The organism is Streptomyces sp. AC627_RSS907, assembly GCF_019049165.1.
In genome coordinates this window covers 170,019-184,148 of record NZ_JAGMUE010000008.1, presented here as the reverse complement: position 1 = coordinate 184,148, position 14,130 = coordinate 170,019, and the positions used below count along the sequence as shown (strand labels likewise).

At 71.4% G+C, this 14,130-nt stretch carries 7 protein-coding genes; 6 read left to right on the top strand and 1 reads right to left on the bottom strand.

Going from position 1 to position 14,130, the window contains the following annotated elements; translation table 11 throughout:
* Window positions 1-812 precede the first annotated feature (812 nt).
* From KUM32_RS02710 to KUM32_RS02685, 6 genes are all read left to right on the top strand, one after another.
* Window positions 813-2,117, top strand: a complete 1,305-nt coding sequence (locus KUM32_RS02710) for an ABC transporter substrate-binding protein (protein ID WP_217140122.1) — start codon at window positions 813-815, stop codon at window positions 2,115-2,117.
* A 10-nt stretch (window positions 2,118-2,127) separates the two neighbouring features.
* Window positions 2,128-3,084: a carbohydrate ABC transporter permease gene (locus KUM32_RS02705; RefSeq protein ID WP_217140121.1), complete on the top strand. Its 957-nt coding sequence runs from the start codon at window positions 2,128-2,130 to the stop codon at window positions 3,082-3,084.
* Entirely contained in the window at window positions 3,081-3,899 is an 819-nt protein-coding gene (locus tag KUM32_RS02700) for a carbohydrate ABC transporter permease (RefSeq protein WP_217140120.1), read from the top strand. Before KUM32_RS02705 ends, KUM32_RS02700 begins: the two co-directional genes overlap by 4 nt.
* Window positions 3,896-6,295, top strand: a complete 2,400-nt coding sequence (locus KUM32_RS02695; protein ID WP_217140119.1) for a beta-glucosidase — start codon at window positions 3,896-3,898, stop codon at window positions 6,293-6,295. Before KUM32_RS02700 ends, KUM32_RS02695 begins: the two co-directional genes overlap by 4 nt.
* Before the next feature lie 114 nt (window positions 6,296-6,409).
* A complete protein-coding gene (gene argG, locus KUM32_RS02690; RefSeq protein WP_217140118.1) occupies window positions 6,410-7,855 on the top strand; it encodes an argininosuccinate synthase in 1,446 nt (481 codons plus the stop codon).
* A 367-nt stretch (window positions 7,856-8,222) separates the two neighbouring features.
* Window positions 8,223-11,603 (top strand): CARDB domain-containing protein, encoded by a 3,381-nt coding sequence (locus tag KUM32_RS02685; protein WP_217140117.1) that lies wholly within the window; start codon window positions 8,223-8,225, stop codon window positions 11,601-11,603.
* Window positions 11,604-11,708: 105 nt separating this feature from the next.
* Here KUM32_RS02685 and KUM32_RS02680 read toward each other — a convergent pair whose 3' ends face one another.
* On the bottom strand, window positions 11,709-13,961 hold the full coding sequence (locus KUM32_RS02680) for a PI-PLC domain-containing protein (protein ID WP_254404907.1): 2,253 nt from the start codon (window positions 13,959-13,961) through the stop codon (window positions 11,709-11,711).
* Window positions 13,962-14,130: the final 169 nt, after the last annotated feature.

The following is a 14,130-nucleotide window of genomic DNA, read 5'->3' as shown; positions in this document are numbered from 1 at the left end:
CCCGGAACGGGTGCGGGAGTGCCCGGTCGCGGACTGAACCGCACGGCGTCGCCCCGCGTCTGTCCGGGCCGCTCCGCGCGCGCGACGCGCGCGACCGCACCACGGGATCGGAGGGGAATGGGTCCAGGGAAACCGGTTGATCACGACTTGGTGAACGCTAAGTTGCCGCCTCATCAGGTGTCAAGGGATCGAAAGCGGTTCGAAATACCGGACGAAGGTGGGGGCGGCGGGCTGGTGGCAGGAAGGGAGGCCCGGCGGGCCGGACCTGTCCGGCCCCGCTGATCGGAGGCCGCGACCCGCGTGGCCCGGCGGGTTCGTGACCGCGTCCCGCCGGGCGGCCGTACCGGGGGGCGTCGGGACGGAAGGGTGTGCGGGGCGCCTCCTCGGCGGCCCCTGGTGGCCCACGCCGCAGCGCGCCCTCGATCCGGTCGGGCGCCGGGCGTGCGTGCCCGGGCCGCGGCGGCGGTGGTCGTGGAGCTCCAGGAGTCGCTCGCCCCTGACCCGGGTGTCGTTCGGGACATCCGAACGACCGGTCAGCGCCTTCGAAACTGTCGAAGGGGAGGCGCGCGCCTCGTTCGCCGCCTCGGCCGTCGGCCGGGCTCACTCCGACACCCGCGTCGACTCGGTCGTGCACAGCCCCAGGAAAGGGCAGGGCGGGCCGGGCGGGCCGCTCGGAGTCGCACGGTCCGTCGACCCGTCCATAACGTTTTGAGTCCGCACGTGCAGGGCCATTGACCAAAAATCCCGACTGACTTTACTGTCCGTCAGCATGGACTTTCGGTGATGGAGCCGAAACATTCGAGAGGCGAACGATGAAGACACGTGCGCGCTTGCCCAGACTGGTCGCCACTGGCGCGACGCTCGCCCTGGCCCTGAGCCTGTCGGCCTGCGGTGACGGGAACGGCGGGGGGTCGTCGGACGACGGCAAGATCCATGTCCTGGTCTACGGCGACGCCAGCAACAAGGTCGAACAGCAGATAGTCGACACCTTCAACAAGACGTCGAAGGTCAAGGCCGTCCTCGACACCATCCCCGGTGCCGACTACCAGCAGAAGCTCCAGACGATCATCAGCACCCCGCAGGCCCCGGACATCTTCTACAACTGGGGTGGCGGCAGCATCAAGCCGTTCGTCAAGGCGGACCTGCTGCTGCCGCTCGACGACTTCATCAAGAAGGACCCGGACCTGAAGCAGAAGTTCCTGCCGTCCGTCTTCGAGAGCGCCGTCGTCGACGGCAAGCCGTACGGCGTCCCGATGCGCGGCACCCAGCCGGTCCTGCTCTTCCACAACAAGAAGGTCCTCGAAGAGGCCGGCGTCGAGACGCCGAAGACCTGGGACGAACTGCTCGACGCGGTGGGCAAGCTCAAGGACAAGGGTGTCACGCCGATCGCGCTCGGTGGCGGCGATGTGTGGCCCACCCAGATGTGGTTCCAGTACCTCTACGACCGCATCGCCGGTCCGGAGCTGTTCGCGAAGGCCGTCGGAGGCGACAAGAGCGCCTGGGAGAGCCCGGACAGCAAGAAGGCCCTGAGCATGATCAAGGAGCTGGTCGACGCCGGCGCCTTCGGCAAGAACTACGACTCCGTCAAGTACACCAACGGCGGTTCGGTCCAGCTGGTCGCCTCGGGCAAGGCCGGCTTCGAGCTCATGGGCTCCTGGTACTACTCCCAGCAGCTGACGGACCACAAGGAGTTCGCCGAGAAGGACCTCGGCTACACCGCCTTCCCGACCGTCGAGGGCGGCAAGGGCGACCCGGCCAACGTCGCCGGCAACACCAACAACTACTACTCGGTGATGAAGAAGACCAAGCACCCCGAGGCCGTCGCCGAGTTCCTGAAGCTCATGTACTCCGACGAGTTCGTCAAGGCGCACCTGGAGATCGGCAACCTGCCGACCACGACCAACACCGACAAGTTCATCGACAGCTCGGGTAACCCCGAGTACTCGCGCTTCCAGTACGACCTCGTCGCCGACGCCCCGTCGTTCCAGCTGTCCTGGGACCAGGCGTACCCGCAGAAGGCGAGTTCGGACATGCACAAGGCCGTCCAGCAGTTCTTCAACGGACAGCTCGACACGGACGGCTTCATCAAGGCCATGCAGGCCCTCCCCACCGAGTGACGAACGGCTCATGACCACACAGATCACGAGCGCCCGGCCCGCCGCCGGACCCCGCAAGGGGTCCCGGCGGCCGCCGCCCGCCTCGTCCGCATCGAAGGCAGGCCGCCCCGGCTTCGCCTGGGCGCTGCCCGCCGCAGTGTTCTTCGCCCTCTTCGCGATCGTCCCGCTGATCATGGTGGCGGTGCTGTCCTTCATGAGCTGGGACGGGATCAGCTCGCCCGAGTTCGTCGGCACGGACAACTGGTCGCGCCTCATCGACGACCCGGTCATGCTCAAGAGCATCTGGCTGACCCTGCTGCTGACCGCGCTCGGCGTGGTCCTCCAGACGCCGCTGAGCATCCTGCTCGGCGTCTGGGCCGCCGGTCACCAGCGCAACCGCGCCGTCCTGTCGGTCATCTACTTCATCCCCCTGCTGCTCTCCGCGACGGCCGTGTCCGTGCTGTGGCGGGCGCTGCTCGATCCCAACTTCGGCATCCCGGCCGAAGCCGCCTGGCTGTTCGGCGACGGCAACCTGTTCGGTGAACAGAGCACCGCCGTCGGAGTGCTGGCCTTCGTCAGCACGTGGCAGTTCACCCCGTTCCACACGCTGATCTACCAGGGCGCCGCCCGCGCGATCCCGCCGGTGCTGTACCAGGCGGCGGAGATCGACGGGGCGGGCCGCTACCGGCAGTTCTTCCACATCACACTGCCGCAGCTGCGCACCTCCATGATCACCTCGATGATCCTGATGATCGTCGGCGGCCTGACCACGTTCGAGACGGTCCTCATCCTGACCCAGGGCGGCCCCGGCACCGACACCACCATCAGCGCCTACTACATGTACGACAAGGCCTTCAAGAGCTTCGACTACGGCACCGGCTCGGCGATCGCCCTGGCCCTGGTCGTCGCGGCCACGATCATTTCGCTGATCGTCGTCCGGGTCTCCGGCTACGACAAGATGCGCGGCTCCGCGGAGGGTGTGTCATGAGGCGCCGACCCAACTACGTGGCCGGCGTCGGCTCGCTCTTCTGGCTCTTCCTGGTCGGACTGCCGCTGTACGTGATGCTCGCCGCGACCCTGCGCACCCGCCAGGACTACGCCGAGAACGGCCCGGTCTCGATCCCGGACAGCTTCACGCTGGACAATTACACCGGCGCCTTCGACTCGGGCTTCGGCCAGTACTTCTTCAACACCCTGGTCGTCACCGCCTGCGTGATCGGCATCGTGCTGCTGCTGGTGCCGCCCCTCGCCTACGCGATCGTCCGCAGCCGCGGCAGGGCCACGTCGGCGATCTTCCGGCTGTTCCTGCTCGGCCTGGCCATCCCGGCCCAGGCCGTGATCGTGCCGATGTTCTACCTGATCAGCGAGGCCGGGCTGTACGACAACCTCCTCGGCGTCATCCTGCCCACGGCCGCGTTCTGCCTGCCGATGTCCGCGCTGATCCTGAGCGGCGCGATGCGCGACATCTCCCCGGAGCTGTACGAGGCCATGGCGATGGACGGCGCCGGACCGCGGCGGATGTTCTTCCAGCTCGTCATCCCGCTGTCCCGCGGCGGACTGTCCACGATCGTGGTGTTCTCCGCGCTCCAGGCGTGGAACGGCTTCCTGTTCCCGCTCGTCCTGACCCAGTCCGAATCCACCAAGGTGGTCACCCTGGGCCTGTACAACTTCCAGACCGCGCACGGGATCGACATCCCCGGTCTGCTGGGAGCCGTAGTGCTGTCCATGGTGCCCATCCTGCTCGTCTACCTGTTCGCCCGTCGTGCCCTGGTCCAGGGCCTGATGGGCGTCGGAGGAAAGTGATCGCCGACGTGGCCGTTGAGACCACCCCCGAAGTCCCCCTCTGGAACGACCCCGCCCACTCCGTCACGACCAGGGTGTCCGCGTTGATCGACGCCATGACCCTGGAGGAGAAGATCGCCCAGCTGTACGGCGTGTGGGTCGGCGCGTCCGACGAGGGAGGCGAAGTCGCCCCCCACCAGCACGACATGGAGGAGGCCGTCGACCTCGACGCGCTCCTGCCCACCGGACTGGGCCAACTGACCCGTCCCTTCGGCACCGCCCCCGTGGACCCGGCGCTCGGCGCGCTCTCGCTGCTGCGCACCCAGGCGCGCATCGCCTCGGCGAACCGCTTCGGCATCCCCGCCCTCGCGCACGAGGAGTGCCTGGCCGGCTTCGCCACCTGGGGCGCCACCGCCTACCCCGTCCCGCTGTCCTGGGGCGCCACCTTCGACCCCGACCTGGTGCACCGCATGGCCGCCGCCATCGGCCGCGACATGCGGTCCGTCGGAATCCACCAGGGTCTCGCGCCCGTCCTGGACGTGGTGCGCGACGCCCGCTGGGGCCGTGTCGAGGAGACCATCGGCGAGGACCCGTACCTCGTCGGCACCATCGGCACGGCGTACGTGCGCGGGCTGGAGGACGCCGGGGTCGTCGCCACCCTCAAGCACTTCGTCGGCTACTCGGCCTCCCGCGCCGGACGCAACCTCGCCCCCTCCTCGGTGGGCCCGCGCGAGCGCGCCGACGTCCTGCTGCCCCCCTTCGAGATGGCCGTCCGCGAGGGCGGTGCCCGGTCGGTGATGCACGCCTACACCGACACCGACGGTGTGCCCGCCGCGGCCGACGAGGACCTGCTGACCGGGCTGCTGCGCGACACGTGGGGCTTCGACGGCACCGTCGTCGCCGACTACTTCGGCATCGCCTTCCTGAAGACGCTGCACGGCGTCGCCGCCGACTGGGCGGACGCCGCCGGTGCCGCGCTGCGGGCGGGCGTCGACGTGGAACTGCCCACCGTCAAGACGTTCGGCGCGCCCCTGGTGGAGGCCGTCGCCGCCGGCCGCGTACCGGAGGCGGTGATCGACCGGGCCCTGCGCCGGGTCCTCACCCAGAAGGCGATGCTGGGGCTGCTCGACCCGGACTGGAGCCCCGTGCCGCCCGTCCTCGACGGCGTGGACCTGGACGACCCGGACGCCCTGCGCGGCAGGATCGACCTGGACCCGCCGGAGAACCGCGAGCTGGCCCGCGCGGTCGCCGAGGAAGCGGTCGTACTGCTGAGCAACGACGGCACCCTGCCGCTGGACCGGCCCCGCCGCATCGCCCTGGTCGGCCCCAACGCCGACGAGCCCACGGCCGTACTGGGCTGCTACTCCTTCCCCCAGCACATCGGCGTCCACCACCCCGGGACACCGGTCGGCATCCGCCTGCCCACCCTGCGCGACACCCTGGCCGCGGAGTTCCCCGACGCCGAGTTCACGGTGGTGCACGGCACGGGCGTCGACGACGGCGACGTCTTCGGCATCCCCGAGGCCGTCCGGGCGGCCCGGGACGCCGACGTCGTCGTCGCCGTCCTGGGCGATCGCGCCGGGCTGTTCGGCCGCGGTACCAGCGGCGAGGGCTGCGACGTCGAGTCGCTGGCGCTGCCCGGCGCCCAGCAGCAACTCCTCGACGCGCTGCTGGACACCCGCACGCCGGTCGTGACGGTGCTGCTCGCGGGCCGGCCCTACGCCCTCGGCCGGGCCGTGGCGGAGTCCGCCGCGATCGTGCAGTCCTTCTTCCCCGGCGTGGAGGGCACCGCCGCCGTCGCCGGGGTGATCAGCGGCCGGACCGCTCCCTCGGGCCGGCTGCCGGTCAGCGTGCCGCGCGGACCGGGCTCCCAGCCGACGACCTATCTGGGCGCGCGGCTCGCCCAGGCCAGCGAGGTGTCCAGCATCGACCCGACGCCCGCCTTCGGCTTCGGGCACGGCCTCACGTACACGACCTTCGCCTGGAGCGACCTCGTGGTGGACGCCCGGGAGGCGCCCACCGACGGCGAGTTCGCGCTGGCGTTCACCGTCCGCAACACCGGCGGCCGGCACGGCACGGAGGTCGTCCAGCTGTACCTGCACGACCCGGTCGCCTCCGTCGTCCAGCCGGTGCAGCGCCTCATCGGCTACACGCGGGTGCCGCTGGCCCCGGGCGAGGCACGCCGGGTGCGCGTCACGGTCCCGGCCGACCTCGCCTCGTTCACCGGCCGTGACGGCCGCCGCGTCGTCGAGGCGGGCGACCTGGAGCTGCGGCTCGCCGCGTCCAGCACCGCCCCGCTCCTGACGGCGACGGTCACCCTGACCGGCCCGGAACGCCGGGTCGACCACGCGCGGCGCCTGCACGCCGTCTTCGGCCTGGAGGCCGCCGCCGGCCAGGGGGACACCGCCGTCGCCTGATCCGTCGGCAGTACCGCGGGCGGTGCCACCCGGTGACTCCTCGGGGGCACCGCTCGCCGGGCCGGTGACCACACAGGCTTTGCATGGTCATGCGTAATCATGCATACTCTTCCTATGTCCAAGGTCCTCACCTCCCTCCCCGCCGGCGAGCGCGTCGGTATCGCCTTCTCGGGCGGCCTCGACACCTCGGTCGCGGTCGCGTGGATGCGTGACAAGGGTGCCGTCCCCTGCACGTACACCGCCGACATCGGCCAGTACGACGAGCCCGACATCGCCTCGGTGCCCGACCGCGCGAAGACCTACGGCGCCGAGATCGCGCGCCTGGTCGACTGCCGCGCGGCGCTGGTCGAGGAGGGGCTGGCCGCGCTCACCTGCGGCGCGTTCCACATCCGCTCGGGCGGGCGTGCCTACTTCAACACCACGCCGCTCGGCCGCGCCGTCACGGGCACTCTGCTCGTGCGGGCGATGCTCGAGGACGACGTCCAGATCTGGGGCGACGGCTCCACGTTCAAGGGCAACGACATCGAGCGGTTCTACCGCTACGGCCTGCTCGCCAACCCGCAGCTGCGGATCTACAAGCCGTGGCTGGACGCGGACTTCGTGAGCGAGCTCGGTGGCCGCAAGGAGATGTCGGAGTGGCTGGTCGCCCATGACCTGCCCTACCGGGACTCCACGGAGAAGGCCTACTCCACCGACGCCAACATCTGGGGCGCCACCCACGAGGCCAAGACGCTGGAGCACCTCGACACCGGCGTGGAGACCGTGGAGCCCATCATGGGTGTGCGGTTCTGGGACCCGTCGGTCGAGATCGCGCCCGAGGACGTGACCATCGGCTTCGACCAGGGCCGCCCGGTGACGATCAACGGCAAGGAGTTCGCCTCCGCCGTCGACCTGGTGATGGAGGCCAACGCCATCGGCGGCCGGCACGGCCTCGGCATGTCCGACCAGATCGAGAACCGGATCATCGAGGCCAAGAGCCGCGGCATCTACGAGGCGCCCGGCATGGCCCTGCTGCACGCGGCCTACGAGCGCCTCGTCAACGCGATCCACAACGAGGACACCCTCGCCCAGTACCACACCGAGGGCCGGCGCCTGGGCCGGCTGATGTACGAGGGCCGCTGGCTGGACCCGCAGTCGCTGATGATCCGGGAGTCGCTCCAGCGCTGGGTCGGCTCGGCCGTCACCGGCGAGGTCACGCTGCGGCTGCGGCGCGGTGAGGACTACTCGATCCTCGACACCACGGGCCCGGCGTTCAGCTACCACCCGGACAAGCTGTCGATGGAGCGCACCGAGGACTCCGCGTTCGGCCCGGTGGACCGGATCGGCCAGCTCACCATGCGCAACCTCGACATCGCCGACTCCCGCGCCAAGCTGGAGCAGTACGCCGGGATCGGCCTGATCGGCACCGCCAACCCCGCCATCGGCGCCGCGCAGGCCGCCGCGACCGGGCTGATCGGCGCCATGCCGGAGGGCGGCGCACAGGCAATCGCCTCCCGTGGCGAGGTCTCCGGCGACGACGAGCTGCTGGACCGCGCCGCGATGGAGTCCGGCACGGACTGACCGGGCCCCGAGGGGACCGCACCGGCAAGGGCCGGCCCGACGCCACTTGGCGTCGGGCCGGCCCTTCTGTTTCTCGAGTCGGTGCACGACTTGCGCGCATGACGAGGTTCGTGAAGTGAGGAAGCGCCTCGATGAAAGGAACGCACCAGGCCGGGGCGGACGCAAGCAACTCGCAAGCTACGCAAGCCGTTTGCGTAGTAACTGCTGCCCAAACGCGAACCGTTGACAAACCGGTGACGCGCTAGAAACCTGATGACGCACTTTCCGCAAAGAATCGACTGTACTGCTCAATTGTCGCGCATGGTCGATGCTCCCCTTCTCGTCGGCCTGTCGCGCTCCCCGTCTCCCCCACGGAACAGAGGACCCCATGAGATGGAGATCTCTCGGCCGACGGTCGCTGACGGGCGCCGTCGTGGCCGGGCTGATGACGGCCGGGCTACTGCCGCTGCCCTTCGCCGCCACCGCGCGGGCCGCGACCGCCGCCGACGTCAACCTCGCGCTCGGCCGCCCGGCCACGGCAGGCGGCTCGCACGGCGCGTACCCGGCCGCCAACACCACCGACGGCGCCCAGGCGTCCTACTGGGAGGGCCCGGCCGGCTCGTTCCCCCAGTGGGTGCAGGTCGACCTCGGCGCGGCCCGCGACGTCGAGCGGGTGGTCCTCAAACTGCCCGCCGGCTGGGAGAGCCGCAGCCAGACCCTCTCCCTCCAGGGCAGCACCGACGGCTCCACCTTCCGCACGCTCGCCGCCTCGGCCGGACGGGCGTTCGACCCGGCGCGGGCCAACACCGTCGCCGTCGACCTGGCCACCCCCTCCGACGCGCGGTACGTCCGCGTCCAGGTCACCGGCAACACCGGCTGGAACGCCGCGCAACTCTCCGAACTCGAGGTCTACGGCGAGGACGTGGACACCGGGCCACCGCCCACCGGCACCAACCTGGCCCGCAACAAGCCGGCCGTCGCCACCTCGTCGGTGCACTCCTACGTCGCGGCCAACGCCACCGACGACTCCACCTCGACCTACTGGGAAGCGGCCGGCCACCCCGCCGACCTCACCGTCGACCTCGGCGCCGACGCGGACGTGAGCGCCGTGGTGGTCAAGCTCAACCCCGACCCCGTCTGGGCCGCGCGGACCCAGAGCATCCAGGTGCTCGGCCGCGAGCAGGGCGGGAGCACCTTCACCTCGCTGCGCGACCGCGCCCCCTATGCCTTCAGCCCGGGCACGGACAACTCGGTGACCATCCCCGTCACCGGCCGGGTGGCCGACGTGCGCCTCAGGTTCTTCTCCAACACCGGCGCCCCGGGCGGCCAGGTCGCCGAGTTCCAGGTCACGGGCACCCCCGCGCCCGCACCCGACCTGACGGTCACCGGCCTGGACTGGACACCCGCCGCCCCCTCCGAGCGGGACCCGGTCACCGTGAACGCCACGATCCGCAACGCCGGCACCGCACCCTCGGCCGCGACGACCACCGAGGTCACCGTGGAGGGGACGGCCGCAGGCAGCGCGGCGGTGCCCGCGCTCGACCCCGGCCGGTCCGCCGAGGTCGCCGTCTCCACCGGCACCCGCGCCGCCGGCAGCTACGCGGTCTCCGCCGTGGTCGACCCGCGGGACACGGTCGCCGAACTGGACGACTCCAACAACAGCCGCACCGCCACGGACCGACTGGTCGTCGAGCGGACCCCGGGCCCCGACCTGGAGGTGCGCTCCATCACCACCACCCCGGCCACCCCGGCCGTCGGCGCGCCCGTCTCCTTCACCGTCGCCGTGCACAACCGCGGCACCAGCGCCGCCGCGGCGGGCTCGGTGACCCGGATCCAGGCCGGCACCACCACGCTGGACGGCGCGACCGGCCAGGTGGCGCCCGGCGCCACGGTGAACGTCCCGGTCAGCGGCACCTGGACGGCGACCGGCGGCGGTGTCACGCTCACCGCCACCGCGGACGCCACCGGCGTCGTCACCGAGACCGACGAGAACAACAACGTGCTCGCCAAGTCCCTCGTCGTCGGACGCGGCGCCGCCGTGCCGTACACCGAGTACGAAGCGGAGGACGGCCGTTACGAGGGCACTCTGCTCACCAGCGACGCCAAGCGCACCTTCGGCCACACCAACTTCGCCACCGAGTCCTCCGGCCGCGAGTCGGTCCGGCTCGACTCCACCGGCCAGTACGTCGAGTTCACCTCCACCACGCCCACCAACTCCGTCGTGGTGCGCAACTCGATCCCGGACGCACCCGGAGGCGGGGGAGCGCAGGCCACGATCAGCCTCTACGCCGACGGCCACTTCGTGCAGAAGCTGACCTTGTCGTCCAAGCACAGCTGGCTGTACGGAAACACCGACGACCCCGAGGGGCTCACCAACCGGCCCGGCGGCGACGCGCGGCGGCTCTTCGACGAGTCCCACGCGCTGCTGTCGAAGACCTACCCGCGGGGCACCACGTTCCGACTCCAGCGCGACGCGGGCGACTCGGCCGCCTTCTACGTCATCGACCTGATCGACCTGGAGCAGGTCGCGCCCCCCGCGGCCAAGCCGGCGAACTGCACCTCGATCACCGAGTACGGGGCCGTCCCCGGCGACGGACTGGACGACACCGACGCCCTCCAGCGCGCCGTCACCGACGACCAGAACGGCCGGATCGACTGCGTGTGGATCCCGGCCGGACAGTGGCGCCAGGAGCAGAAGATCCTCACCGACGACCCGCACAACCGCGGGCAGTTCAACCAGGTCGGCATCCGCGACGTCACCATCCGCGGCGCCGGCATGTGGCACTCCCAGCTCCACACCCTCACCCCGCCGCACGAGGCCGGCGGGATCAACCACCCGCACGAGGGCAACTTCGGCTTCGACATCGACGACAACACCAAGATCTCCGACATCGCCGTCTTCGGCTCGGGCACCATCCGCGGCGGAGACGGAAACCACGAGGGCGGCGTCGGGCTCAACGGCCGCTTCGGCAAGAACACCAAGATCACGAACGTGTGGATCGAGCACGCCAACGTCGGCGTCTGGGCCGGCCGCGACTACGCGAACATCCCCGAGCTGTGGGGCCCCGGTGACGGCCTGGAGTTCAGCGGCATGCGCGTACGCAACACCTACGCCGACGGCATCAACTTCGCCAACGGCACCCGCAACTCCACCGTCCACAACTCCTCCTTCCGCAACACCGGCGACGACTCGCTCGCGGTGTGGGCCAGCAAGTACGTGAAGGACACCTCCGTGGACGTCGGCCACGACAACCACTTCCGCAACAACACGATCCAGCTGCCCTGGCGGGCCAACGGCATCGCGGTCTACGGCGGCCACGGCAACACCGTCGAGAACAACGTCGTGTCCGACACGATGAACTACCCGGGCATCATGCTCGCCACCGACCACGACCCGCTGCCCTTCTCCGGACAGACCCTCATCGCCGGCAACGCCCTGTACCGGACGGGCGGCGCGTTCTGGGGCGAGGCGCAGGAGTTCGGCGCCATCACCCTCTTCGCGCAGGGGCAGGACATCCCGGGCGTGACCATCCGGGACACCGAGATCCTCGACTCGACCTACGACGGCATCCAGTTCAAGACGGGAGGGGGAGCGATGCCGGGCGTCAGGATCACCGGCGTCCGCATCGACAAGTCCAACAACGGCTCCGGCATCCTGGCGATGAGCGGCGCCCGCGGCAGCGCCACCCTGACGAACGTCACGATCACCGGCTCGGCCCAGGGCGACGTACTGATCGAACCGGGCTCCCGGTTCACGATCGACCGGTGACGTCGGCCGGCGGCCCGGCCCGGACCGCCGGCAGCGCCCCCGCCCGCCCCGCGACCCGGACCAGCTCCGTGTCGCGGGGCGGGCCCGTCGCGCGCCGGGCCACGGTCACCCGGGGGACCGGTGCGCGCCCCGCGCACCGGACGGCCCGTCCGGCGATCGTCCCCGCGCGGTGCGGGATTCGTCCTGGAGGCGTTCGGCGTTGAGCGCCTGGACGGCGCCGAGCGCGTCGCCGATCGTCGCGTAGTCCACCGCGACGAAGTTGACGGGTCTGCCGCGCTGCCGCTCGCAGGCGTGGGCCCGCTCCAGCACCCGCCGACGGGAGTTGACGACACCGGCGTCCAGACGCACCCCGCCGCCGGCCGTCACGAAGTGGTTCATCAGGAACAGCCGCTTGTCCGTGCCGCCCCGGTTCGGCAGGCAGGTCATCTCGTCCGGGCTGCGGAAGGCGAAGGGCGTCTCCATGCCGTACCGGTAGAGGTTGCGGTACCAGGGGGCCGGTCCGTCCGCCTTCTCCGCGAAGACGACCAGGCGCCGACCGCTGTCGATCATGTCCTTGAGCTTCGGCCACGGGCGGCCCGGGTCCGGGTCCGGCTCGTACAGCAGGTCGCCGAGCCCGGCCCGCTCGAAGGCGTTCCGGGTCACCGCCGGGCCGACGCCGTCCTGCACGATCAGGGTGACCACCTCCGTGGGGTTCGCGCGCAGCCAGTCACCGATCTGCCGCAGCGTGGGATCCAGTCCGAGGGCCCCGGCACCGCACACCGAGTGGCACAGCCACAGGCCCGGGTGGGGAGGGTTCACCCGCTCCAGGATCCGGGTGAGCCGCCGGCGCAGTTCCGGGGAGAAGTCCGAGGTGCTCAGCCGGTCCGCGACCTCCTCGGGCCGTTCCCACCGGTGCGTGTCCAGGAGCAGCACCCGCACCCCGGCGTCGAGCTGGCCGACGATGTCGGGGTCCTGCAGCGGGCCGATGAACCGGTCCGCCGTCGTGGCCATCGCGTTGTGCGCCGCGAGCTGGGCGATCTCGTCGTAGCGGGCGTCGCACAGCTCGGCGCTGCCCTGGCAGATGCGCGGCGCGGAGCCGGTGATCGCCACCGGTGCCACCACGGTGCCGACGAGCGCGCACGCCGTGACGGCGAGCGTCAGGGCCGGGCCGTGCCGGGGATCGGTGAGAACCGGCACACCGGGCCTGGTCTGCCAGACCCACCCGACGGTGATCAGCAGGGCGCCGGCCGCGAGGAGGATCACCGCGACGACGGTCGCGGTGGTCAGGAGCCGGTCGACAGCGGTGGCCTGGAGGTCGCCGAGGAGACCGGCCGCCGACGGGGGCCATGACGCCGGCGGACGGAAGAGGTCGTCGCCCATCGTGAGACGCAGGAGGAGCACGGTCAGCGCCAGCAGCGAGGCGGCCGCGGCCGGCACCCAGCCCAGGGGAATCAGCCGGCGCTTGGCGGGGGAGGGCGTGGAGAACCACAGCAGGAGCAGCGCGGCCGTGCAGAGCACCGCGGCCGCCGGTTCCACCACCTCCTGGAAGAGGCGGGTGACGGAACGCGCGCGGTCCACCGGAGCCAACGCCTCGTGCGAGGGGTCCAGCTCGACGGTGAAGACCCACGTTCCTGCGTCCGCCTCCCGCAGCAGTTCCCCGGCGACGGCCCGGACCTGGTCCGTCAGGGCGACCGGCGCGACCGCGGCCAGCGCCGCGGCCACGTCACCCCGGTCCAGCGCGGTCTGCACGGTGGGCCTCAGGTCGGCCCGCGCGTCCGCGGGCACCAGACGCAGCAGCGCGTCCGTGGCCGCGACCGCCTGGCTGGGGGAGAGCGGCAGCGACGGCAGGCCTTCGAGGGGAGCCTCGCCGGCCACCACCCGCGCCGCCAGTTCGGACAGGCGCTGCACGAAGGCCCGGAAGTCGGGTTCGGACCGCTGCTGCAGCGCGGCGACGGCGTCGCCGAAGTAGGCCTGGCTGAGCCGCGCGACGTTGGCGACGACGGGTTTGAGGTCGACCGTGATCCGCAGCCGGTCGCGGTCACCTTCCAGGTAGCGGACCACCTCGGCGATCTGCCGGTCCCCCATGGCCCGCAGCGCCTCCGGCGGGATCACCACCTTGAGGTTCGAGGTGACGGTCGACTGCGGAACGGGAAGCCGGGCCAGCAGGTCGCGGGCCAGCGGCGTGATGTCCGGGTCGACCAGCACCTCGTCGTAGAACCGCTGGTAGGCCCGGTCGTCCTCCAGCACCTGCCCGTAGAACTTCGGATCGAGCACGGTGCTGCGCACGACGGCGGCCGCGGCCAGGACGGTCAGGCTCAGCACCGCCACGCACCAGATCAGCACCTCGCCCCAGGGCGAGCGCCGAACCAGTCCGTTCATGGGCTCCATTCTGCGGCTCGTCGCCGAACGCGTCGCGGTGACGCATCCCCGACGATGGCCGCGCCGCCCCGCGACACCGGGCCCGGGCGCCGGGGCGCTCGCGAGGGCGTCGTGGTGGGCGCCGCCTCCCACGCGCTGCGCCGACCCGGCACACGCGCGGGGCGACGGG

Bases quoted from the DNA above. Each gene is read 5' to 3' on its own strand.
- argG (WP_217140118.1), top strand. From the start codon at position 6,410: ATGTCCAAGGTCCTCACCTCCCTCCCCGCCGGCGAGCGCGTCGGTATC.
- KUM32_RS02685 (WP_217140117.1), top strand. From the start codon at position 8,223: ATGAGATGGAGATCTCTCGGCCGACGGTCGCTGACGGGCGCCGTCGTG.
- KUM32_RS02705 (WP_217140121.1), top strand. From the start codon at position 2,128: ATGACCACACAGATCACGAGCGCCCGGCCCGCCGCCGGACCCCGCAAG.
- KUM32_RS02680 (WP_254404907.1), bottom strand. From the start codon at position 13,961: ATGAACGGACTGGTTCGGCGCTCGCCCTGGGGCGAGGTGCTGATCTGG.
- KUM32_RS02700 (WP_217140120.1), top strand. From the start codon at position 3,081: ATGAGGCGCCGACCCAACTACGTGGCCGGCGTCGGCTCGCTCTTCTGG.
- KUM32_RS02710 (WP_217140122.1), top strand. From the start codon at position 813: ATGAAGACACGTGCGCGCTTGCCCAGACTGGTCGCCACTGGCGCGACG.